At 44.3% G+C, this 24,498-nt stretch carries 22 protein-coding genes and 1 tRNA gene; 18 read left to right on the forward strand and 5 right to left on the reverse strand.

Features of this window, described 5'->3' with window-relative positions; translation table 11 throughout:
- Positions 1-781 precede the first annotated feature (781 nt).
- From serB to A3GK_RS11765, 10 genes are all read left to right on the forward strand, one after another.
- The gene (gene serB / locus A3GK_RS0105935) at positions 782-2,032 is read left to right on the forward strand and encodes a phosphoserine phosphatase SerB (protein WP_018028556.1); all 1,251 of its coding nucleotides are present in this window, start codon (positions 782-784) and stop codon (positions 2,030-2,032) included.
- Positions 2,033-2,053: 21 nt separating this feature from the next.
- Positions 2,054-2,356 carry a Dabb family protein gene (locus A3GK_RS0105940; RefSeq protein WP_018028557.1) on the forward strand — a complete coding sequence of 101 codons (303 nt, stop codon included), beginning with the start codon at positions 2,054-2,056 and terminating at the stop codon, positions 2,354-2,356.
- 35 nt (positions 2,357-2,391) lie between these two features.
- On the forward strand, positions 2,392-2,829 hold the full coding sequence (locus A3GK_RS11810; protein ID WP_353933988.1) for a methylated-DNA--[protein]-cysteine S-methyltransferase: 438 nt from the start codon (positions 2,392-2,394) through the stop codon (positions 2,827-2,829).
- Positions 2,804-3,193, forward strand: a complete 390-nt coding sequence (locus A3GK_RS0105945; RefSeq protein ID WP_018028558.1) for a YraN family protein — start codon at positions 2,804-2,806, stop codon at positions 3,191-3,193. Before A3GK_RS11810 ends, A3GK_RS0105945 begins: the two co-directional genes overlap by 26 nt.
- Before the next feature lie 181 nt (positions 3,194-3,374).
- Positions 3,375-5,351 carry a DNA topoisomerase (ATP-hydrolyzing) subunit B gene (gene gyrB, locus A3GK_RS0105950; RefSeq protein WP_026161753.1) on the forward strand — a complete coding sequence of 659 codons (1,977 nt, stop codon included), beginning with the start codon at positions 3,375-3,377 and terminating at the stop codon, positions 5,349-5,351.
- A gap of 92 nt (positions 5,352-5,443) precedes the next feature.
- A complete protein-coding gene (locus tag A3GK_RS0105955; RefSeq protein ID WP_018028560.1) occupies positions 5,444-7,174 on the forward strand; it encodes a membrane dipeptidase in 1,731 nt (576 codons plus the stop codon).
- A gap of 54 nt (positions 7,175-7,228) precedes the next feature.
- Complete coding sequence (locus A3GK_RS0105960; protein ID WP_018028561.1) at positions 7,229-8,032, forward strand: sulfide/dihydroorotate dehydrogenase-like FAD/NAD-binding protein; 804 nt, start codon at positions 7,229-7,231, stop codon at positions 8,030-8,032.
- A gap of 6 nt (positions 8,033-8,038) precedes the next feature.
- Positions 8,039-9,517, forward strand: a complete 1,479-nt coding sequence (gene gltA / locus A3GK_RS0105965; protein WP_018028562.1) for an NADPH-dependent glutamate synthase — start codon at positions 8,039-8,041, stop codon at positions 9,515-9,517.
- A gap of 129 nt (positions 9,518-9,646) precedes the next feature.
- The gene (locus A3GK_RS0105970; protein ID WP_018028563.1) at positions 9,647-10,237 is read left to right on the forward strand and encodes an FKBP-type peptidyl-prolyl cis-trans isomerase; all 591 of its coding nucleotides are present in this window, start codon (positions 9,647-9,649) and stop codon (positions 10,235-10,237) included.
- A 29-nt stretch (positions 10,238-10,266) separates the two neighbouring features.
- A complete protein-coding gene (locus A3GK_RS11765; protein WP_018028564.1) occupies positions 10,267-11,115 on the forward strand; it encodes an FKBP-type peptidyl-prolyl cis-trans isomerase in 849 nt (282 codons plus the stop codon).
- A 129-nt stretch (positions 11,116-11,244) separates the two neighbouring features.
- Here A3GK_RS11765 and A3GK_RS0105980 read toward each other — a convergent pair whose 3' ends face one another.
- The 5 genes from A3GK_RS0105980 to A3GK_RS0106000 form a co-directional block, all read right to left on the reverse strand.
- On the reverse strand, positions 11,245-12,201 hold the full coding sequence (locus A3GK_RS0105980) for a hypothetical protein (protein ID WP_018028565.1): 957 nt from the start codon (positions 12,199-12,201) through the stop codon (positions 11,245-11,247).
- A 9-nt stretch (positions 12,202-12,210) separates the two neighbouring features.
- Complete coding sequence (locus A3GK_RS0105985) at positions 12,211-12,885, reverse strand: hypothetical protein (RefSeq protein ID WP_018028566.1); 675 nt, start codon at positions 12,883-12,885, stop codon at positions 12,211-12,213.
- A gap of 13 nt (positions 12,886-12,898) precedes the next feature.
- Positions 12,899-14,848, reverse strand: coding sequence for a TonB-dependent receptor (locus tag A3GK_RS10540; RefSeq protein WP_155799452.1), 1,950 nt, complete (start codon positions 14,846-14,848; stop codon positions 12,899-12,901).
- Between the two features lie 21 nt (positions 14,849-14,869).
- Positions 14,870-15,235, reverse strand: coding sequence for a carboxypeptidase-like regulatory domain-containing protein (locus A3GK_RS0105995; protein ID WP_018028568.1), 366 nt, complete (start codon positions 15,233-15,235; stop codon positions 14,870-14,872).
- A 109-nt stretch (positions 15,236-15,344) separates the two neighbouring features.
- Entirely contained in the window at positions 15,345-15,701 is a 357-nt protein-coding gene (locus A3GK_RS0106000; RefSeq protein WP_018028569.1) for a hypothetical protein, read from the reverse strand.
- Positions 15,702-16,275: 574 nt separating this feature from the next.
- Here A3GK_RS0106000 and A3GK_RS0106005 point away from each other — a divergent pair.
- The 8 genes from A3GK_RS0106005 (at position 16,276) to A3GK_RS0106040 (ending at position 24,497) form a co-directional block, all read left to right on the forward strand.
- Entirely contained in the window at positions 16,276-17,037 is a 762-nt protein-coding gene (locus A3GK_RS0106005; RefSeq protein WP_018028570.1) for a (Fe-S)-binding protein, read from the forward strand.
- A gap of 14 nt (positions 17,038-17,051) precedes the next feature.
- Positions 17,052-18,419 carry a lactate utilization protein B gene (locus A3GK_RS0106010; protein WP_018028571.1) on the forward strand — a complete coding sequence of 456 codons (1,368 nt, stop codon included), beginning with the start codon at positions 17,052-17,054 and terminating at the stop codon, positions 18,417-18,419.
- 9 nt (positions 18,420-18,428) lie between these two features.
- Positions 18,429-19,013, forward strand: coding sequence for a LutC/YkgG family protein (locus A3GK_RS0106015; protein ID WP_018028572.1), 585 nt, complete (start codon positions 18,429-18,431; stop codon positions 19,011-19,013).
- A gap of 34 nt (positions 19,014-19,047) precedes the next feature.
- On the forward strand, positions 19,048-20,604 hold the full coding sequence (locus A3GK_RS0106020; RefSeq protein WP_026161756.1) for an L-lactate permease: 1,557 nt from the start codon (positions 19,048-19,050) through the stop codon (positions 20,602-20,604).
- Between the two features lie 192 nt (positions 20,605-20,796).
- Positions 20,797-20,867 (forward strand) — tRNA-Gln (locus tag A3GK_RS0106025).
- Positions 20,868-20,949: 82 nt separating this feature from the next.
- Positions 20,950-22,611: a glycosyltransferase gene (locus A3GK_RS0106030; protein WP_018028574.1), complete on the forward strand. Its 1,662-nt coding sequence runs from the start codon at positions 20,950-20,952 to the stop codon at positions 22,609-22,611.
- A gap of 4 nt (positions 22,612-22,615) precedes the next feature.
- Positions 22,616-23,566 carry a glycosyltransferase gene (locus A3GK_RS0106035; RefSeq protein ID WP_018028575.1) on the forward strand — a complete coding sequence of 317 codons (951 nt, stop codon included), beginning with the start codon at positions 22,616-22,618 and terminating at the stop codon, positions 23,564-23,566.
- A 43-nt stretch (positions 23,567-23,609) separates the two neighbouring features.
- Positions 23,610-24,497, forward strand: coding sequence for a hypothetical protein (locus A3GK_RS0106040; RefSeq protein ID WP_018028576.1), 888 nt, complete (start codon positions 23,610-23,612; stop codon positions 24,495-24,497).
- The last annotated feature ends 1 nt before the right edge of the window (position 24,498 follow it).

A 24,498-nucleotide genomic window follows, 5' to 3' on the forward strand; every position in this document is an offset into this window, starting at 1 on the left:
TATCCACCACCAGAACTACTTCTTACTCCCAGCTCTTTATCGCACAGCTCAAGAATCTTTTTGTACTCCTTGGACTGTAAAATGAAATTTAATCCGCCAAAACGCTGTGCTCTCTCAGAAATTACTTGTATATTTGCCATACCCTAACGGGGTGTTAGATATTGTTATTCAGTTATTTATGTCAAGATAAAGATAACAATTTCTAACGACAAAGGGTGAGAAATCGCAAGAAATCTCACCCTTCTTTTTTACCCCTCACTCGACTTGCGGAATCTAGGTGTGACACATCAGTGGGTTAAGCATTAGGAGAGTCAACTGCGGGGTCTCCTATTTATCGGGGTCTATCCCAATTGATCCCATTTACCCCCATGAGATACTCCACCACCCAAAGATTTAGACTGTGAAATGAGGTGAAGAATCTGGCTAAAGTGGATCCACCGAGAGTGATTTTTCAACCGACTGGAATTCAGTCCTATATATTAGCGTTGACCGAGTTGCAACTAAGCAATCGGCGAGTTGCAACTCGGCAAATGCTTAGATGCAACTCGCCAATTGCTTAGTTGCAACTCATTTTTCACCCTGCTAGCATAGGGTTTATGCAATGGGGTACGTCAGAACTTCCTCGGAGAACCTTGCTAGTGTGTCCAATACGAGCTAAGCATATTATTTCATTATGCTTCTAACCATGCGTCACCTCCTAATGTGTCGGTCACAAATTACGATATGTGGCAATAAATGGGTACTTTTGCTTTAGTTTGGACATCATAAGAAATGAAAAAGGATGAATAGTATGTTTAATAAAGACAATGAATTGATATTAGCTATATTTAGCGGTCAGGATAGGCCTGGCATTTCTGCTGCGATCACAGAGACCCTTGCTAAGCATAAAGTGACTATCCTTGATATTGGCCAGAGTGATACTCATAATAATCTAACGCTTGGAATCCTTTTTTCTGCTCTCAGTAGTGAGAATGGGAATATCCTTAAGGAGCTACTATTCAAAGCTAATGAACTAAACGTCCATGTTTCATTTCAACCAATTACTCCTGAGGAGTACACGCAGTGGGTACAGGCTCAAGGTAAAAATAAGTATATCGTGACCCTCCTGGCGAAGCAATTTACAGCCAAGATGGTCTCTGCAATTACTCGTGAAGTGGCTCTGCAGGGAATGAACATTGATGCTCTTGACCGTCTTACAGGGCGTATCCCACTGATTGAGACGGAGCGTGTTCCCAAAGCAAGTATCGAGATTTCGTTGAGAGGTACCCCTCGGGATAGGGAAGAGCTGCAGCGGAAGTTTATGGAGGTGGCGAATAAATATCAGGTGGATATCTCTTTCCAGCAGGATAGTATGTTTAGGCGTATGCGTCGATTGATCTGCTTTGATATGGACTCTACGCTGATCAAGACGGAGGTGATTGATGAACTTGCCAAGCGTGCTGGAGTTTATGACGAAGTTGCTCATATTACTGAGCGAGCAATGAGAGGTGAGATAGACTTCAACGAGAGCTTTGTGGAGCGTGTAGCTTTACTCAAAGGACTAGATGTATCGGTGATGCGAGATATCGCAGAGAACTTGCCGCTTATGGAGGGCATGGAGCGAACTATGAAGATCCTTAAGAGGGTGGGCTTTAAGATTGCCATACTGAGTGGTGGATTTACCTACTTTGGTAAGTATCTCCAAAGTAAATTCGGCATCGATTATGTCTATGCTAATGAGCTGGAAGTGGTGGATGGTAAGCTGACTGGCCGTCACCTAGGAGATATTATCGATGGTAAGCGCAAGGCGGAGTTGCTGAAGCTGATCGCTCAGGTGGAGAAGGTAGATATCCGCCAGACGGTAGCGGTGGGTGATGGAGCTAATGACTTGCCTATGATCAGTATCGCAGGGCTAGGTATTGCTTTCCATGCAAAGCCAAAGGTGAAGGAGAGTGCACAGCAATCGATTACCACAATGGGGTTGGATGGAATCCTTTACTTCTTGGGATATAAAGACTCTCACTTGGATGAGATAGAGTTTTCAATGTATTGATAAGGAATTGAATAATATTGTATGATACGCCATATAGTGCTTTTTGGCTTCGAGTCCTATCCTAGTGGACAGAGTAAGGAACAGTTTTTGAAGGAGGCGAAGGCAGCTTTTGAGGAGTTGCCACAGCATATTGATTGCTTGAAAAGTCTTAAAGTGAGCTTCAATATCAATCCTAATGAGTCGTACGACCTAATGCTGGAAGGGGTATTGAGTAGTGCAGATGAAATAGAGATTTATGCAAAGCATCCGGAGCATGTGGCTAGAGTGAAGCAGTATATTAAGCCTTTTGTGTCAAAACGAGCTTGCGTGGATATAGAAGAGTAGTGGATCGGTATTATTTTCGTTCGCCTGTAGGCATAGTGGAGTGCCTACTAGAGGAGAGCGGGAAGATACTATCTTGTAATCCTTGCAAAACTGCTGACAATTCACTTATTAAGTATGCCATAGAAAGCCACCCAAAGCTAGCCGATGCATTTAGATGTATCTCGCCAGCGCCACCTCAGTATACTTTAGACCTTTTAGCACCAAGCTGGGCACCTCACTTTTGGTTGACTTTGAGCCAAATACCATACGGTGCCACTCTCTCCTATTCGGAGTTGGCATCTCGTTTAGGACTTAGTAGCGGTTTTGCACGGGTTATAGGTTCTCAGTTGGGAAGGAACAAGCATTTTCTGCTACTACCTTGCCATAGGGTGATAAAATCTGACCATACACTGGGAGGGTATAAATGGGGTACTCAACTAAAGAGAAAGATCTTAGACTACGAACAAAATGGCCAAGCTAATAGATACGAATAGGGTAGATGGACATTTCATGGAGCTGATCATTTGTGAAGAGCTTAGCAAGAGAGGCTTTGTGATTTTGGAACGGAACTACAAGGTGGGGCGACTAGAGATAGATATCATAGCACTGGAGGGAGATGTCCTTTGTTTTATTGAAGTAAAGAGCCGATCCAATCCTATCATTATGTCGGAATTGGATCGACTAGTCACACCTGAACAGCAGAATCATCTCATCTGGGCTTCCAATAGGTATTGCCAAAATCTCAGAAGGGTGAAGTATAAGACAGTCCGCTTTGATTATATTCTAGTCTATGCTCCAGATAAGGTTCATCCAAAGAGTGTCAAGCATATAAGGAATGCTTTTGTCCCAACTGTATGAGGTAATTGTCATAGTGAACAAGCGTTATGGGAGTGGTGTCATTGAGCGCAGTAGGGAATAGTAGGTTGGAGGGAATAAAAGACCTTTGAAGCCTAGAATAACTAATATTTTTTTTGTACCTTTGTATGTAATAGGGGTGGGCTATATGGGGGAGTCTGAGTGAATAAGTACATAGTTTATTATGAGTGAAGAATTAATGGCAGGGGTGAGTGGCGTGCCGAATGAGAAAGGTCATTACGACTCATCTAACATCCAAGTTCTGGAGGGGCTTGAGGCGGTACGTAAGCGTCCCGCAATGTATATAGGGGATATCAGTTCTAAGGGATTACACCACTTGGTCAACGAGGTGGTGGATAACTCAATTGATGAGGCGATGGCTGGCTATGCTAGCCATATTGAAGTGGAGATCAATGAGGATGACTCTATATCAGTGCATGATGATGGGCGCGGAATCCCAGTGGATAGGCACGAGAAGCTCGGAAAGTCGGCTTTGGAGGTGGTAATGACGGTACTTCACGCTGGCGGTAAATTTGATAAAGGCTCATATAAAGTTTCTGGAGGTCTGCACGGTGTGGGTGTCTCTTGTGTTAATGCACTTTCAGATAAGCTAATCGCAGAGGTCTACAGAGATGGCAAGATATATAGGCAAGAATATTCTAGGGGTATTCCACAAACCGCAGTAGAGGTGATTGGTGAAACGGATAGGACAGGAACCTCTGTCACGTTCCATCCTGATCATTCTATCTTTGTGGTGACAAAGTATGAGTACAAGATACTGGCAGATAGGCTTCGGGAGTTGGCTTACCTCAATGCAGGGGTGCGGCTTTCGATTACTGACTTTAGAGATAGAGACGAGGATGGAAATCCAAAGAGCCAGAGCTTTTATTCGGAGGAGGGGTTGAAGGAGTTTGTCCGCTATCTTGATGGTAATAAGGAGCATCTGATGGATGAGGTAATCCATATTGTCAATGATAAAGGGGAGATCCCAGTGGAGGTGGCAATGACCTACAATACCACTTTCAATGAGAATGTCTACTCTTATGTCAATAATATCAATACTATTGAGGGCGGTACCCATCTCACAGGATTTAGACGAGCATTGACGCGCACGCTGAAGAAGTATGCCGATGACTCTGGTCTTCTGGAGAAGGAGAAGGTGGAGGTACTGGGCGATGACTTCCGTGAGGGTCTTACAGCAGTAATCTCTATTAAAGTACAGGAGCCTCAGTTTGAGGGACAGACGAAGACTAAGCTAGGTAATAGCGAGGCGGTAAGTGCGGTGGATACTGCTGTCTCGGAAGCTCTGACCAACTTCCTGGAGGAAAACCCTAAGGAAGCTCGGATGATCGTGGACAAGGTGATCTTGGCCGCAAAAGCTCGTATGGCTGCTAAGAGAGCCAGAGAGATGGTACAGCGTAAGGGCCCAATGTTTTCGGGTGGTCTACCAGGGAAATTGGCAGATTGTCGAAGCCGTGACCCAGAGATATGTGAACTTTTCCTAGTGGAGGGTGACTCGGCAGGGGGTACGGCTAAGCAGGGTAGGGACTCTATGTTTCAGGCTATTTTGCCACTGAGAGGTAAGATCCTCAATGTGGAAAAGGCAATGATGCACCGTGTACTTGAGAATCAAGAGATTCAAGCGATGTATACTGCTTTGGGAGTATCTATCGGTACGGAGGAGGATCCAAAAGCACTCAATATAGATAAACTAAGGTATCACAAGATTATCATCATGACGGATGCCGATGTCGATGGTAGCCATATTGCAACGCTTCTATTGACCTTCTTCTTCCGCCATATGCGTGTATTAATTGAAAGAGGGTACGTCTATATTGCTAATCCTCCACTATATCAATGCAAGAAAGGGGATATCGTAAGATACTGCTGGACAGACGAAGACAGAAAAAACTTTGTCGATGACTTTGCCGATGGTGAGGAGAGCAAGGTAATTGTGCAGCGATACAAAGGTCTGGGAGAGATGAATCACGACCAACTTTGGGATACAACGATGGATCCTGAACAGCGCTACTTGAAGCTGGTAACCATGGAAAGTGCCGCTGAAGCCGATGTGGTATTCTCTACCCTTATGGGTGAGGATGTGGTACCCAGAAGAGAGTTTATAGAGCAAAATGCTACGTATGCTAATGTCGACGCCTAATTGCTCGGCATCTTTATAAAGCATTAATTTTTCATAGGGGGTACAAGGGATGCATCTCTCTTGTGCCCCCTAATTCATAAATGAACTAAGCTATGAAAGACGATCAATTGCTGAGTAAAATAGACTTCTCTTTAGAGACCTTACAGCGAGATATTGATAAGGTCAATCCGAACTCAGGAAAGAAGCCTGTTATTGGCATTTCTGCTAACCATAATCATCTGGATGAAAATAGGCTCACTCATACATATGGTGATTGTATTCGTCATGCCGGTGGAATCCCTTTGATGATCCCGCAGACCACTGATTTAGAGCTTCTATTGGCTACGCTAGGTCGATGTGATGGATTGGTGTTATCGGGAGGTTGTGATATCCACTCTTTGTGGTGGGGTGAGGAGCCTGCTCCTGGTGTAAATACCATTGATCATCTCAAGGACTATTACGACTTGGCTCTTGTGAAGTGTGCGATCAAGTGGAATATACCTATCCTAGGCATATGTCGGGGCTTACAGATCCTAAATGTAGCACTAGGAGGTACCTTAATTCAAGACCTAGCCAGTAAGGATAACCTCATTAACCATAATCAAACCGCCTCGAGGTATGAGGTTTGGCATAAGGTATATATTTCGCCGAATAGTCGGCTCCAGAGAATTTTGAGGGAGGAGGAGTTGTTGGTCAACTCTTTTCACCACCAAGCGGTAGGTGTTGTGGCACCAGGTGGTACAGTATGTGCTACCTCTAGCGATGGAGTTATTGAGGCGGTAGATTATTATCCTGAATACAATGCTCTAGGAGTACAATGGCATCCTGAAGCCTTGGCTTGGGAAGGAAAGACGGCACATCACCATCTTTTTACCCACATAGTTGATGAAGCGAAGCTTTATCAACACGCTCGCGCTTTCCATAAGCACCATTTGACGCTTGATTCGCACGTGGATACCCCTTCTATTTTGGTGGGAAATCCTTGCGCCGAAAACTTACAGCCTAAAGTGGATTATAGTGGAATGATTACTGGTGGACTGGACCTCGTCTTTATGGCTGCCTATGTACCTCAGGGTTCGGAGAAGCCTTTTGAGCAAGTCCTCGAGATGCTGGAGGCAACGGATGCTTATGTGACAGCACATCGGGAGGATATGAAGCTCATTTATGACACAACTACTGTGCCTCATGCAAAGAGGATGGGTCTAGTGATGGTCTGTAAGGCGGTGGAGAATGGGTACGCAATCGGGAATGACTTGCACAAACTAGAAGAGTTGGCTCGAAGAGGGGTGAAGTATATGACGCTTTGCCACAATGGAGATAACTTGATTTGTGACTCGGCTATGAAGAGTAGCCAAACCCATGGAGGTCTTAGTGACTTTGGGGTGGAGGTAGTGCGTGAGATGAATCGCCTAGGTATTGCTGTTGATGTCTCTCACGCCTCGGATAGTACGGTGGCTCAGGTACTGGAGATAAGCAATCGACCAATTATAGCTAGTCATAGTTCCTGTAGAGCCCTCTATAACCACCCAAGGAATCTACCAGATGAGTTACTCAAGGCTATTGCAGAAAAGGGTGGCGTCATCCAACTATGTATGTACCATGGCTTCCTCAAGGAGCAAGGAGCTACTGTAGCAGACTTTGTGGATCACATTGAGCATGCCATCAACATTGTGGGAGCGGATCATGTAGGAATTGGTACCGACTTTGATGGCGGTGGTGAGGTGATAGGATGCAGAAGTACCTCCCAATTACTGAGGGTTACTATGGAGATGATGTCTCGAGGACTTGCTATAAAGCAACTAGAAGGCATATGGGGAAAGAATTTACTAAAAGTTATACTCTAATTTTATTACCTTTGCACACAAGTTTATTGATTTATCCAATACACATAACTCATTATGAATAAAATCGTATCTAGGGAAAACCTATCCGAAAGAGTGGTAAAGTTCGTCATTGAAGCCCCTCGAATTGCAAAGTCTCGTAAAGCAGGGCACTTTGTAATTGTTCGCGTTGGTGAAAAGGGGGAGAGGATCCCACTTACTATTGCTGATTCAGATGTTGATGCCGGCACGATCACATTGGTGGTACAAAATGTAGGACGGAGCTCCAGCAAGCTCTGTGAGCTACACGAGGGTGACTATGTTACCGATGTGGTAGGGCCACTTGGACAAGCTACAAAGATCAAGAAGTATGGCACGGTGATTTGTGCAGGTGGAGGAGTGGGGGTAGCCCCATTGTTCCCTATTGTACAAGCAATGCATAAGGCCGGTAATCGGGTGATTGTAGTTCTCGCTGCGAGGAATAAAGACCTGATCATACTGGAGAAGGAGATGAGGGCTAATTCGGACGAAGTGGTGATTATGACTGATGATGGTTCCTCGGGAAAGAAGGGACTCGTCACTGCCGGAATTGAGGAGGTGCTTCAGCGTGAGCACGTGGATCTGTGCGTCACGATTGGCCCTGCCATAATGATGAAGTTTGTGGCGGAGCTAACTAAGAAGTATGAGGTGCCAACATTTGCTAGCCTCAATACAATTATGGTGGATGGGACTGGCATGTGTGGCGCGTGCCGAATTACCGTGGACGGGCAGACAAAGTTTGTATGTGTGGATGGTCCGGAATTTGATGCACACAAGGTGGACTTTGATGAGATGCTAAAGCGTATGAATGCATTTAGAGACCAGGAATTGATCAATAGATAATCGTATATGGAACTTGTAAAAGAAAGAAGGGCACAAGAGTGGCGTGAGCAACTTAGAAAAAGCATGAGTGCCAAGGATAGAATGGCCCTTAAGAGGGTGGAGATGCCTTCACTCGATGGAAAATATAGAGCGACTAATCATGAGGAGGTGAGCCTCGGACTTACTGATGAGATGGCTCTTCAAGAGTCTAAGCGATGCCTTGACTGTGCTAGTCCTACCTGTATGGAGGGATGTCCTGTAAGCATTCATATTCCAAGCTTTTTGAAGTATGTAGAAGCCGGAAAGCCTCTTGAGGCAGCTAAGATTATTCGAGAAACGAGCTCCCTCCCTGGTGTCTGTGGTCGAGTATGTCCGCAAGAGAGACAATGTGAGAGTAAGTGTATTTATACTCAGAAACTGAAGAAGCCAGCAGTGGCCATTGGCTTCTTGGAGCGCTATGTATCTGATTACGAAAGAGAGGCGATCCTATCTGGTAAAGCTGGTGAAGAGCACGAGAAGATTGTCCCCAATGGCATTAAGGTGGCTGTAGCGGGGTCAGGTCCTGCTGGTCTATCTTGCGCTGGTGATTTGGCTAAGTGGGGATATGATGTCACGGTCTTTGAGGCGCTTCATGAATTAGGTGGCGTACTTAGATATGGTATTCCAGAGTTTAGGCTCCCTAATGATATTGTAGACTTTGAGATTGATAAGCTCAAAGCCCTTGGCATCAAGTTTGAAACCAATGTGATTGTTGGCAAGACTGTTTCTTATCAAGACTTACATGACGAGGGATTCAAAGCAATATTCGTAGGTAGTGGAGCTGGCCTGCCAAGGTTTATGCATATTCCTGGAGAGAACCTGGTGGGTGTGATGTCTAGTAATGAGTACCTGACGCGTGTCAATCTAATGCATGCAGGGCAGCCTGGTGCTGATACCCCTGTATCTCACGGCAAGAGAGTGGCGGTAATAGGTGGTGGCAATACCGCTATGGACTCTGTTCGTACCGCTCTCCGTCTTGGCGCAGAGCGTGCCATGATTGTCTATCGTCGTAGCGAAGAGGAGATGCCAGCTCGTCTGGAGGAGGTACATCACGCTAAGGAAGAAGGGGTGGAATTTATGACGCTCCACAATCCTGTAGAGTACGTAGATGATGGTACTGGTAAGGTTTGTGCGATGAAGGTCCAGAAGATGGAGCTTGGCGAGCCGGATGCCTCTGGTCGTCGCAGTCCTATTCCAATTGAAGGGGCTATTGAAGAGATTCCAGTGGACCAAGTAGTAGTTAGTGTGGGGGTATCTCCAAACCCTATCATTCCAAATAACTTTGAAGGACTTAATATCTCTAAGCGGGGCACTATTATCGTAAACGAAGAGAGTAGTCAGAGTGACTTGAGTGATGTTTTCGCTGGTGGTGACATTGTACGAGGAGGGGCAACTGTGATTCTTGCTATGGGTGATGGTCGTAAGGCGGCTGCAGGAATGCACAAATACCTACAAAGCCTTAAGTAGTACCATCGCCATTCACTAAGTACTAATATGATAGAGGGGGGTATTGAAACTCACACGTTTTAATATCCCCTCATTTTTTGCTATCTTTGCAACCGAGTTATTACAAAGTTTAATTGAATAGAGATTATAATGAAAGATAAAGTTAGTTATGCCCTAGGCTTAAGTATGGGCCACAATTTCAAGGCTGAAGGCTTTGAGGTTAAGAGTGCTGAGGACTTTACCAAGGGCCTACTAGACGTTTTAGAGGAGAAGGAAAAGGCAATGACTATGGATGAAGCTAGAGAGGTGTTAAATGCCTATCTAACTAAAGTCCAAGAGGAGCGTATAGAGCTAAATAAGAGTGCCGGAGCTGAGTATCAGCTCGTAAATAGCCACAAGGCGGGGGTAACAACATTGCCATCTGGGGTACAATATGAGATCCTAGTGAAGGGCGATGGCGAAAAGCCTAAGCTTACAGATAGCGTGAAGTGCCACTACCACGGTACCCTTATTAATGGCGTGGTATTCGATAGCTCGGTTCAACGTGGCGAGCCAGCTACATTCCCAGTGAATGGAGTGATACAAGGGTGGCAAGAGATTCTTCAATTGATGCCTGTGGGCTCGAAGTGGAGGGTGACCATCCCATACCAGCACGCATACGGCGAGCATGGTGCAGGCCAGATGATTGAGCCATATAGTACTCTTATCTTTGATATTGAGTTACTTGATATAGTAAAATAATAAATACAAACAAATTAATATTTTAAGTGATGAAAAAGATTTTATTAGGTGGAGCAACTATCCTATTTTCAGTAGGAATGCTTCTTTCTTCTTGTGGTGGTAAGGTGAAGCCTGCAAAGTTTACCAGTGACACTGATAGCGTATCTTATGCTATTGGAGTGCTTAATGCTTCACAGATGAAAACTTACTTCCAGCAAGATTCTACTATAAAGCTTGATGATTTGATTCAGGGAATCATTGATGGAGCTTACGAAAAAGGTGGAAAGTCATCTTCTTACATGCAGGGCTACGGAATGGGTGATAACTTCCGTCAAGGAATTGAGCAAGATACCACTATTAACCTTGACAATTTCATTGCAGGTGTTGTAGCTGAGCTTCGCGATAAAAGCGTTATTGACCAAGATGCAGCCAATAGAATTCTTCAGGAGTTTCAAGTGAAGATGCAGCAGAAGCAAGCTGAGGAAGCACGTCTTGCTAACGAAAAGAAGGTAAATGCTGAGAAGAAAATACTCGAAGAACTCGTAGCTGATGCTGATGTTCAAAAGACTGAGAGTGGTCTGATGTATAAGGTTGAAACTATGGGTACTGGTATTAAGCCAAGTGCTGATGATACTGTTACTGTTCACTACAAGGGTACTGATGTACTTGGTGAGGTATTTGACTCTTCTTACGATCGTAAAGAGCCAGCAGAATTTCCACTTAATGGCGTGATCAAAGGCTGGACTGAGGGCTTCCAACTTATGCCAGAAGGCTCAAAGTTTACTCTTTGGATTCCAGGTAACCTAGCTTACGGTGAGATTGGTGAACAAACTTATGGTCCTACAGGACTTCTAAAGTTTGAGTGCGAATTGATCAAGGTGACTCCTGCCAAGAAGTAAAGAAGTCCCTATCGCACTACATTAAAAGCGGTCTATCTAAGCTAGATAGACCGCTTTTAATGTATATAGGTTGTCCAATTGGTCGGATCAACTCTCGTAGTAAAAAGTCACTATCACACAAACTGGATACTAGAACCAGTATCCTGAGTCGGTGTGTCCGGAATCGTCATGAAGGCGAATGAGGATCTCCTCCAATGCCTCTTTCTGGGTAATTCCATACGCATGTGCAATTGAATTAAGGTATTTCATATCGCTTTCAGTCATATTCTCTAGTTCGTAGTGCTCTACCGCCTCGTATCCATGAGCAAAAATGGTCACTGGTAATGTTAGTTCCACTAGCTTTTCACCTTGTGTGGGTATTTGGTAGTAGCGGTATGGGCTACCGCTTGATAACTTCCCTATAGAAGTGAGGTCGGAGAGGGTGATATGTAGAGAGCACTCAGAGCGGGGTACAGAGAAGCCTAGGTAGCCTTTGTATCCGATAGGATTAGTCGAACCTACTACCTTAGCTCCATCTTTGATCCGTGCCGATAATGGATCGGTGTCGCAGTATATATAGGTAATGAACTCAGCAGACTCTTTATATTTGTCCACTTCATTTTTATCTCCATCAAAAGTAGGGTGGGTATCTGAAACAGTAAAAAAGTGCTGAAGTCGTTTTGAATGATCTCCACCGAGAACTTTATCAGTTATCTGATTACCTTGAGCATCATAGTACTCTACCCAGAAACCGTAAGCAATCGCTATCTTTTTGCTTAGCTCGCTATCATTATTGATTTTTGGATCGTGCTCTCCGATGCCACCTACTGCACAAAGACGTTGCTCAGAGGTGGGAGATAAGATCATTGAGCCATCTGGTCCTTTTTCAAATATAAACCTATGAAAGCGTCGCATATATTTTTGTCCCTTTGCGTCTGCAGTTTGGTGAAAACCATAGGTGCCGTGTAAATGTCCCTCAATCACCACCACCTCCACCTTGGCTACTTCTGGTAGCTCTATTGGAGTTTGAATATTGGGACACTCCACATATTTGCAAGCTACAGCCATAAGAGCTGTAGCAATGAATAGTAATATATTAAGCTTCATATTTTGTGGTTATTTCTTAGGTTTCACATTGAGTTCAAAGGTAAAGTCTAGGTCATACTGCCCGTTAGCTGTCCATACACTTGGTTGGTAAAATGGCGACACCTTTCCCTCACTGCTCCACTTACTACCTCTTGCGTGAAGTAACCTAAGCCGTATTTTTAATTGTTCCGTAGGCACCTTAAAAGTCATTACGCCCTTGAGACCAATCGGATTCTCTTTGCCGATCACCTTGGCATCAGTTGAGATAGGGGCATCCCAAGGGTCTGTATCCAAGTACCGATAGTCAATTATTGACGTTGCACTTAGATTGCTTTCTTCAATCTTTGGCATGAAAAAGTGTTGATGTATCCGATCTTCCCCATTAGTTACATACTCACGGTTGATTGATTGCCCCGACTTGCTATAGTGGGTGACTTGGACGAAATAGGGGGTATCAGCCTGGAGAGTAATCACTTTGCTCTGTCGCCATTCGCTCGCTTGCGAGGCTATGATAGAGGCCGATGGCTCACCCGAAGGGATGAATTTATCCCCTTTCATAGCTCCAGGGGTGAAAGTTATCTCTATTTTATGTGTATCCTGATGATTCTTTTGCTTTGTTTCATCCACCGCCTCTTTTGGTTTGCAGCTTGTTGCCATTATTAGAATAGCGGATATGGCTGCGAAAAGTAATTGTCTTGTTTGCATAATCTTTATTCAGTTAAAAGTTGTATGATATTGAAAATTGTATGTTCCTTCCTAAGTCATGAGCATAGTATCGCGCCAAGTTGGTGTACTCCTTGTACTCCTTATTGAATAGGTTCTCGATGCTAAGTCGGTAGATGATATCACTATTCTTTGCTATTCCACCTTGAGTAAAACCCACATTGAGACCTACCAAATGGTAGGCAGGTGGGGCAAACTTAATAAGGTCGGTATCAGGGTCAAATCTCTTTTGCTTAGCAACGAATTTGTGCTGGAGTGAGATAGAGGCTTTATGTTTTCCTCCCAAAACTGCCCACTCTCCCTTGATCTCCTCACGAATGTGTAGCGGAGGCATATAGGGTAGATAGCGCCCTGTAGATTGCTCATTAGCCCATATCATGCCACTCGAAATAGTGTAGCTTAGCCATGAAAGGGGGTATACTGTAACTTCTGCATCTACCCCATGAAGTGCCGCTGATGTTTGTTTGATAGCGAATAGTGGATAGGTGCCCGATACTAGAGTACGATAAGCTTTCGTAGGCTCTTGGTAAATATAATTATTGACCCACTGTAGGTACCCCTCTATATCAGCGTGCAACCAACTATTGCGGTAACTCAATGAGGCTACCCACTTAAATACTCTTTCGCTCTTTAGGTCCTTGTTGCCGATCATATAAATACCCCGCTCCATATCTAAACCATTGCTATACAACTCCGAAACATGAGGGGCTCTCCAAGCACTTCCAATCTGACTTCTAAGCGTTAGGCCGTTGGCAATTTCGGCATATCCTCCGATAGAGTAGGTGAGGTTATTTTGGTGCTCAATGCCTCCATAGTTTTGTCCATCATAGTCTATTCCTACTGCCTCAGTGCGTTGTCCATCCCCTCTAATCCCGATCTCTACACCCCACATATCTGTGTGGTACTTTGTAATTGTATAGACTCCCCATCCTCCTTGTACATAGTTGGGGATCATGGGGACCACGCCAGTCCCTGGTTTGTTGTAATTATCCGTGAAAGTGCCTAGTATTCCACTCTCTACCTCAAGGTGCTTATTAGCAGTATAGTGCCAAAGTAATTCACCTTCCACATTTTGTAATACAAGTGCAGATTCTGGTACGTGACTCAGTTTATTCCTTCTCAGATGATATTCGTTTCGAAGGTTGAGTTGATAGGCGATCATTCCCTCAAAACGATGGCGATTATTAGGGGTATAACCCATTTTTAGCTTTGCAAGACTATGGGAAGTAGTATGGTACCCATAATCTATTTTACGGGTAAATGGGGTAATGACATCTTGGGGAGGCCTTCCCATTTCAATACGTTCCTTTAATAAGTCTACATTCCCCATCTGTGCACCAAAGTAGGTGCCCTCTTTCTCTTGTAGAGAGCTGATAAGTAGCTCAGCTTCTAATGCAGTACTTCGCCAAGCTAGTTGCCCCAGCATACTCCACTGACGTTGTCCTGTATTATTGAGCAGATATTGGGCTGTTCTCTTGTCACCGCTATTGCTGTAGTCACCGAGAACTCTCCACGCAAGGTGATGTCCCATCCCTTTTTCTACCTTTCCAGACACTCCATAGGTCAGTCCATTAGTGGCCCCATACAGAGTCGTTGACCCTTTGATACCCTCTTGAGTATAAGGGAGAGGTGCTTGCTCTACAATGATAACACCTCCAAGGGCATCTGCGCCATAACGGACACTCTCAGCACCTTTTAATACGGTCACACGACCAGCTTGGGCAAGGGCTATTTCTGGTGCGTGCCCCTGCCCCCACTGCTGGCTTTTGTGCCTCACTCCATTATTGAGGATGAGAATACGCTCCCCATACATTCCATGGATTACTGGTTGAGATGATGAAACCCCATTGGAGATAAGGCTCACCCCTCTCACCCCTTGTACTGCCTCCCCTAGGTTTTTGCCCATTTGCATGCCTAGAGTGAGGGCACCAATGCTCTGACCCACTGCCGTCCGTCTTGTGGTATTTCATTCAGTAGTTACCACCACTTCTTCCAAGGCTTCAGTAATAGGTGTCATGTGGATTACTCCACCTTTGCTTCTCCTCAGTTTGTCTATTGATAGGCTTATCTTTTGATATCCAATGTAGCTAAAGCTCACCATCGTATTTGCTGCCAATCCTTGAGGCAACTCAATATTGCCCTCTTCATTTGTGACATTTCCTTCCCTGCCGTAATGGACTAGCACTCCTGGAAGAGGCTGTAGCGTCTCATCATCAATTACCCTAATGAGTAGCCCTTTTGATCTCTCTTGTGCAGAGATATTAGCTCCACCATTCACCATGGCAAGAGCAATGAGGAGGAAAGGGATAATCCTCCTAAATATTAAGTTCATAAAGTATGTGATTTCCTAATTCCGTAGCAGTAGGCCAAGTCTTTGCACCACAATAATTGTTGAGGTACAGGGACTTATCTTACTTGCTACAACTACTAACTACTAATCTCTAGCAATCAATAGCAAGAAATGGAGGTGCACGAAGTAAGGGGTGCGAAAATGGATAGGAGGTGATTAGTGAAATATCATCGGGGTACTGATACTCAGTGCTACCGAAATGTACTATTTGTGCTTCGGATTGATCACAACAATCAAAAGGGGAGTTGCCAAAGACTAGCAGGATACACTCCTCCTCACCTCCTGTATTTGTGTTGTCGGTAGAGGTGGCATGATGTAATAGGTGCTCTGGGGATAGAGTATGCATACCCATAGCTCCTCCGAGCCAGAGTATCACTACAAAGAGAGTGGCAGCGATCCATTCTCTCTGATGACCTAAATATCCGAATATACTATCTCTCCTTTTCACGCCACAAAGATAAGAATATATCTTCTAATTTTGAAGTCTTCTATTGCCATTATTTGTGTACCTATTCAGGAATAGATTACAAGAAGTGTCAACACTTTCAGGAATAACGGGTGACTGGTGTGTACTATTTTCAGGAATACCACATGCTCTTTTCAAGGATACCGCATCAACCTCTTATTCCGTATGCGTGCGGAATGAATTCCGCAGGGCTACGGAATAGATTCCGTACGCATACGGAATACGTTCCGCAGGTATGCGGAATTTGTGGTCGGTATATTTTCGCATTCCTGATAGTGTAGACACCCCGGTGGATACCCCTTGGAAAGACCTTTCTAATACGTAACCCCGGACATTTATTCTTAAGGATTGTTTCGAACAATTTATAGTTAATATATTTTTGAGTTTCTAAAAATATAGCTACATTTGGGGAACTTAAGTGATTGCGGACTTACTTTTTGCTGTACACCCTCTACAGCCATTTTCTTCGTTCGCAGTCATTACGAAGTAGAAGGATGTAACCTCCTCTTCATTGATTTTATTAACGACATAACCTACTTGATGTGACGGAAGTTGTATGGATGAAGTATTAAAAGAAAAGAAAATAGGGCTTTTTATCCCTTGTTATATTAATGCGGTCTACCCCGATGTGGGGATAGCTTGTTATAAGCTACTATGCTCTTTAGGGCTTGATGTAGACTATCCAATTGACCAAACTTGTTGTGGACAACCTATGGCCAATGGTGGCTACCAATCCAAGTCTAAGCACTTAGCTGAGAGATTTGACAAACTATTTAAGGAGTACGACTATATTGTTGGGCCTTCTGCTAGTTGCGTTGCGTTTGTGAAAGAGTTTCACCCACAGATTCTAGGTCGACCAGTTCACGAGTGCCATTCCTCAGAGCATATCTACGACATTACTGAGTTTTTACACGATGTGGTGAAGCCAGAAAAATTTGCTTCAAAGTTTCCACACGTTGTCAGCATACACAATAGTTGCCACGGTGTGAGAGAATTGGGACTATCAGCTCCATCTGAGCGTACTGTGCCCTACTTCAATAAAATCAGGGCACTACTTGAAAAGGTAGAGGGAATAACCGTAAAGGAGCCAAGTCGGCTTGATGAGTGCTGTGGTTTTGGAGGGCTATTTTCCGTAGAAGAGCCCGAAGTCTCAGCTTGTATGGGGCGTGACAAAGTGAATGACCATATCGCTACTGGTGCTGAATACATTACTGGTGCTGATAGCTCATGCCTGATGCATATGCAGGGCGTGATCGATAGAGAAAAGCTCCCTATTCGCACAATACATTTTCTAGAAATTCTAACCGCTAATCTATAAAGATCTACTGAGTTATGAGTACACAGCATGCCAAAGCCGCTAAAACCTTTTTAGCCGATAAGAAAAATGCCAAGTGGCACGATGAGACCCTTTGGCTCGTTCGTCAAAAGCGTGATAATCTGAGCAAGCATATTCCTGAGTGGGAGAAGCTAAGAGAGACAGCCCGTGATATAAAGATGTATAGCACCTCTCACATGGAGGAGCTAATTGAGGAGTTTGAGAAAAATGCCACCGCCAATGGTTGTATTGTCCACTACGCAAAAGATGCCGAGGAGTATCGCAAGGTGATCTATGATATCCTCTCTAGCCATGGGGTGAAGAAGATGGTGAAGAGTAAGTCGATGCTCTCTGAGGAGTGTGAGCTGAATAACTATCTATTTTCCAAAGGCATAGATGTGGTAGAGAGTGATCTAGGGGAGCGTATCCTACAATTGATGCATGCCCATCCTAGCCATATTGTACTCCCTGCAATACACATTAAGCGTGAAGCTGTAGGCAAACTATTTGAAGAGAAGCTAGGAAGTGAGAAGGGAAACTTCGACCCTACCTATCTGACTCACCAAGCTAGGAAATCACTGCGTGAGGACTTCCTCAGTGCCGATGCAGCTATGACGGGAGGCAACTTTGCTGTGGCTGAAACTGGTGAGGTGGTGGTCTGCACCAATGAAGGGAATGCCGATATGGGTATGTCTTGTCAAAACCTTAATATTACCGCGTTTGGCATTGATAAATTGATCCCCAACCTTGATAGCCTTGCAGTATTTACAAGACTCTTAGCTCGATCTGCTACTGGCCAGCCAAGCACTACCTATACCTCGCACTTCGGAAAGCCACATCAGGGTGGGGAGCAACACTTTATACTAGTAGATAATGGGCGTACGGACATTCTAGAGCAAAAGGAGCACCGTAAAGTACTCAATTGTATACGTTGTGGTGCCTGTATGAATACTTGCCCCGTGTATCGTAGAAGTGGTGGCTACTCTTATAGTTACTTTATTCCAGGGCCTATTGGTATCAATCTTGGTATGCTAAAGGATCCTGATAAGCACTCAGGCAATGTGTCGGCATGTTCGCTCTGCCTTTCTTGCTCCAATGTATGCCCAGTGATGATTGATCTAGGAGAGCAGATATATGTGTGGCGACAAAAGTTGGATAAGTTGGGCCAAGCCAATAAGGAGAAGAAGCTGATGGTTAACGCAATGACCCCTGTATTCAATAGCCCGTTTATGTTTAATACTGCTATCAAGATGGCGCCAGTTGTCAATCATCTCCCTCGACCTCTTATCTATAATGGCTTGAATGCTTGGGGTGAGGGTCGTGAGTTGCCAAAGTTTACTAAGCAGTCATTCAATAGCTGGTGGAAGGAGCATCATAAAAAATAAAGCACTATTATGGATCAAAGCAAACAAAAGATATTAGACAATATAAGGCGTCACACCCATGAGAAGTATGAGATGCCAGACCTTAGCTTTCAACATATCACCTACGATGATAGGCTTCAAACCTTCCTGAATATTTCGGCTGGAGTAGGTGGGCGTGCAGAATTGCTGGGGGAGGGGGAGTCTGTAGACCAAGCTATTCAACGACTTTATCCCGATGCCAAGAGAGTGGCTTCCAATCTTCCAGAGGTTCATGTAGCTACTTATAATCCTGATGAGATTGAAACCCCACGAGAGCTTAATGGGACGGACCTTGTGGTTATTCGCGGTGAGTTCGGAGTGTGTGAGAACGGAGCTGTTTATATAGAGCAATCATATAAGCATCGTGCGATCTACTTCATTGCAGAGGCAATGGTGATCATATTAGATCGTAATGCACTCGTGGATACGATGCATGAGGCCTATCAAAAGGTGCCAAGAGAGCTCTCCAATGAGTTCCGTGGGTTTATCTCTGGTCCTTCAAAGACGGCTGATATTGAGCAAGCCCTAGTGAAAGGAGCACACGGTGCTAGAGAGACCGTGGTGTTACTCGTGTGATTGAGCAACTATCATTATCCAACAATAGATAAATATGAGCGTATTATTTTCTATTCTTCCGATTGTCCTCCTTTTCGTCTTGATGCTCGGCTTTAAGATGGCAGGACACAAAAGTGCCCTTATCACCTTGATCGTTACCATTCTTATAGCCATCTTCCTTCCTAATCAATTTGATTTTGCACCAGAAGGATATGAGCAGAGTGGGGTATGGTGGGCAGTGCTAGAGGGATTCCTTAAGGCAACCTTCCCGATCTGGATTATCATACTGATGGCTATTTATAGCTACAATGTACTGCTTAAGAGTGGTGACATAGAGATTATTAAGCGTCAGTTCACATCACTTTCTGATGATAAAGGGGTCACCGTGCTTCTCCTTGTATGGGGATTTGGTGGTTTGCTAGAGGGTATGGCCGGTTTTGGAACTGCCGTTGCGATTCCAGCTGCTATCCTAATCTCTTTGGGATTCAAGCCTGGCTTTAGTGCTTTGGTTTCGCTGATAGCTAATAGTGTACCCACAGGATTCGGTGCTGTGGGCGTGCCCGTGACAACCCTTGCGAACGAAGCCTCTGCAAGTGGGGTTGCAACGCAAGAGGAGATCTTGGATATCTCTTCTAAGGTGGTTGTGCAACTCTCCCCACTGATGATTATTTTGCCCTTTATTATTCTGTTTTTAACCGATAGTAGTAAGAAGGCACTAGGTAAGAACATTGTACTGGCACTACTTGTAGGTATTGTATCACTCGTTGTGCAATTTACATCAGCTAGATATTTAGGAGCCGAGACTCCAGCTATCTTTGGAAGCATTGCTTCTATCTTTGTAATCATACTATATGCTAAGCTATTTACTAAGAGTGGCAAGAAGGTAGAGGAAGAAAAGGTATCCACCAAGGCAAACCTTAGGGCTTGGAGTGTGTACTTTTTCATCCTCCTATTTATTGTGCTCAGCGGTCCTTTAGTTCCTAGTATCAATGGATTCCTTAAGAGTACCCTTGTAAGTAAAGTTCACTTGCCAATATATCCTGAAGGGAAGTTCTTTACCTTTGGATGGATCTCCAATGCTGGGCTTATGCTCTTTTTGGGTAGTGTAATTGGTGGACTTATTCAAGGACTGAGTGTAAAGACCTTGCTCACTGTATTAGCTGAAACGGTGGTCAATCTCCGAAAAACAGTGGTGACCATTCTAAGCTTAGTGGCTATTGCTTCTGTGATGGGATACTCGGGTATGATATTGGTGATTGCGTCAGCGCTTGCGGCAGCTACAGGTGCCTACTACCCTCTCTTTGCACCACTGATAGGTGCTATCGGTACCTTTGTGACAGGTAGTGATACCTCCTCTAATATCCTATTTGGTAAGCTTCAGGCAAATGTGGCCACTCAGATTGGTTATCCTGACCCTAATTGGTTGGCAGCAGCGAATACTGCAGGAGCTACTGGAGGTAAGATCATCTCCCCACAGAGTATTGCTATAGCAACTGCATCGTGTGGTATGGAGGGTGAGGATGGTAAGATTCTTGCCTCTGCACTTCCCTATGCCGTGGGCTATATTGTATTGGCTGGCCTTATGGTGTACTTCTCAGTCGGAGTTATCTAGATCTTTCTCTGACTTTTGAAAGGTACTTTGCAATAGATTAATTACTTGAAAGCAAATGGTTTAATGTGATATTATCAAGGAGTTTATGCTAAAATAGCTCTCTTAATGCAGAAATCATAGCTTTAGTATTTTGTCATATAGATTTTTGTGGTTATCTTTGCGGAGCCTTAGGGAAGTTGCTTAGGGCGTGAGTGACCTATGGTGTAATGGTAGCACAACAGGTTTTGGTTCTGTTTGTCGAGGTTCGAATCCTCGTAGGTCAACTTTTTAGATAGCCTATATTTTAAAACGCCTTCTAGGGAATTACCGAGAAGGCGTTTGTTTTATTTCAAAGGTTAAGATTATATGAGTACCAACGAGCATAAACTTTCTGCTACCCCAACCCTCCCCACTCTTATCATGGAGACTTCGTGGGAGGTATGTAACAAGGTGGGGGGCATCTATACTGTACTTAGCACCCGTGTGGCAACAATGATAGAGAAGCATGGGAGAGAGTCCCTGTTATTTATAGGGCCAAAACTTGAGACTCCACAGCAGGACTTTATCCCTTCTAGAAAAAAGAGTGATCATGAGCTGGCTGATAAGCTCTTCGCTGAAACCGGGATTAAGGTACATTTGGGGAGTTGGGATGTTGTCGGCAAGCCTCGTGTGGCACTTGTGGCTTATCAATCGCTAGCTAGTCAGAAAGATGGGCTATACTATGAGATGTGGCAGGAGTATGGTATTCGTGGAGAGATAGGATATGGCGATTATGATGATTCTTGCCTCTTTAGCCTTGCCGTTGCAAAAGTGATGAAAGCATATATTATGCTTTTTCCTTCTGAGTATCCTTTGGCCATATTCAATGAGTGGACAACTGGTATGGGGCTCCTAGCACTTCGGAAGTGGGCTCCTCAGATTTACACACTATTTATTACTCATGCTACCTCTGTAGGACGTTCTATAGCTAGTAATGGGAAGCCATTATATAGCCAGCTGCCTAATTATAACGGTAATCAAATGGCCGAAGAACTTGGCGTGTTGTGCAAGCATCAGGTGGAGCGTTCAGCTGCTCATGTGGCAGATGTCTTTGCTACGGTCAGTGAGGTAACAGCACTTGAAGCTGCACAGTTAATAGGTCGTGAGCCAATGGTGCTTCCAAATGGTTGGGAGGAGGGGGTGATACCTTCTGGATACCAATTGCGCAAACTACGCGAGGGAGGAAGAAAAGCTATTTGTCATCTCGCAGAGACGCTTTATGGAACTAAGCTAAGCGACGATCCATTTATAGTAGCCACTTCTGGTCGTTGTGAGTATCGTAATAAAGGGTTGGATGTGTTTATTGATGCTTTGAGGCGACTTCATAATATGGACTTAACTCGCGATATTGTGGCATTAATTTTGGTGCCTAGTTGGGTTAAAGCTCCTAGGCCTGAGCTCCAAGCAGCTTTAGCTAGTGACAAAGCTACTACGCTTGCGATGCAGATGCCTTACGTTACTCATGAGCTTAATGATGGATTGGGCAATCAAATTTTGGCACACCTCCATTCTTTAGCTGAGAATTGGGGGCAAAATATCTATCCAATATTTATTCCAGATTATTTGGATGGCGCTGATGAGGTGCTTAATATTACCTATTATGACCTTTTGCCGGCTGTAGACTTAACGGTATTTGCTAGCTACTATGAGCCATGGGGGTATACACCATTAGAAAGCATCGCTTTTGGGGTGCCTACACTTACAACGGACAAAGCTGGCTTTGGTATGTGGGCCATGGAGACCAATACCAAGAACTGCCTGAGGTATGGAGCAAAGGCTCTAGAAAGAGAGGACGATGGATTTGAGAGCTTGGCGGAGAGCATTGCTCAAAAGATTGCACGATTCTCTTCTTTCCCTAAGGAGATGGTCACACAAAGCAAGCAACGTGCTAAGAAATTAGCTCAGAAAGCGAGTTGGCACTGCTTCTATGCCCAATATTTAGAGGCCTATAGTGAGGCAATCAATCGAAAACCATCTAAAGAGAATTGAGCAGATGTGTAAGTTTTCATTCATTATCCCGATATATAATAGACCAGATGAGCTACGGGAGTTATTAGCTTCTTTTGTTTCACAAGAGCAGGTAGAAGGTATTGACTATGAGGTGATCGTGGTAGAAGATGGCTCTACCAACGACTCTGAAGATGTGGTAAGTGTCTCGGGATTGCCTGTGAAGTATATTGTGCAGGAAAATACCGGCCCAAGTGGTGCTAGGAATCGAGGGGTAAAAGAGGCAAATGGTGAGTGGGTAGTCTTTTTGGATAGTGATGCGGTTCTCCCCAATAACTACATTCAGAGGGTAAATGAATACGTAGATAATACAGTTTGTGACTTGTGGGGAGGTCCAGATAGGTCTAGAGAAGACTTTACAATAATACAGAAGGCGATTGACTACTCTATGACCTCGTTGCTCACTACAGGTGGAATTCGTGGCAAGAAAAAGAGTGTTGACCATTTCTATCCACGTACCTTTAATATGGGGATACGTCGGGAGTTATTTAATCAGTTGGGCGGCTTTAGAGATGGTATGCGGTACGGAGAGGACTTAGACCTAAGTATGCGAGCTTTGGAGAATGGTGGGGTTTCTGCTTTATTTGAAGAGGCCTGGGTATACCATAAGCGCAGGGTTGATTTCAAAGCTTTTTTCCGACAGATTCGTCAGAGTGGAAAGGCTAGAATAGTACTTAATCGCTATCACCCTGGTACGCTCAAGTTGGCTCATACATTGCCTAGTCTATTTGTGATATTCAATGTGGCTGTATTACTGACCCTCTCGCCTGTGCTTTATTCCATTTTGCTCCTTTACCCACTTGCAATTGTGGTAGATGTATACACCAAAGGGGGAAGTTTAGAGCTCGCAAGCTACGCGGTAGCTGCTGTCTATGTGCAGCACTTTGCCTATGGGTTAGGGTTCCTTGAAGAGTGGCTATTTCCCAAGACAAATTAGCCTCCTATTTTTAGATGGAGACAAAATAGTATCTTTGTAGAGTATGAGTGATATTGGACATCTATATTATGAGATTGCTGGAATGCCAGTAGTTCTGGAGACACCGAATGCCGATCGTGTGTCGCAGCTATTGATCCCCTATGCTCCTTTCCTTTTGAAATGTAGTAAAGGTGTTGAGGCAAAGGTCTGCTTTACGGCAGGGGTAGGGATTTCCATTCCTAGTGATTTAACTCCAATCGATACTGGTGAGTTTGAGGGAGGATGGTCCAAAATATATTGTGATGACCAATACTACTATACAGAGATGGAGCTCTTTGACCATCTCTACTATATGCGTGCTACAAAGGATTGGTCTAAAGTCGAAAGCGATGTGGATCTATTGCAGAAGGATGCTATTTATGTATTGAACTCTTTTTTGATACCAGCTTATGGGATGCAACTCATCAAGTTGAAGGGCTTAAAGATGCATGCTTCTGTAACGATGGTTGATGGAAAAGCTTTGCTCTTTATGGGAACTAGTGGCACAGGAAAGAGTACTCATTCAATGTTATGGAGGAGGTATGTCCCTGGTGCTCGCTTACTGAATGATGATGAACCTATCATTCGTCTTTTTCCAAATGGAGAAGTAAGAGTGTATGGCGCTCCGTGGAGTGGAAAGACCCCTTGCTATATTAATGAATCGGCAAAGGTGGCAGGAATGGTGCTTTTGAAGCAAGCTCCTGAAAACAAGATCTATAGAGGGAAGTTTAGTGAAGCTTTAAGTGCATTGGTGATGTCTACAAGTGTGCTTAGAACAGACCATGACCATCGCAATCAGTCGTTTGAGCTATTGACAGATATTGCCCAGCAGATCCCATTTTATACGTTAGAGTGTAGACCTGATAGAGGGGCTGTGGAGCTAACGTACCCATTATTGTCTAATGATAAATAGT

The organism is Porphyromonas somerae DSM 23386 (genome assembly GCF_000372405.1).
GTDB lineage: Bacteria > Bacteroidota > Bacteroidia > Bacteroidales > Porphyromonadaceae > Porphyromonas_A > Porphyromonas_A somerae.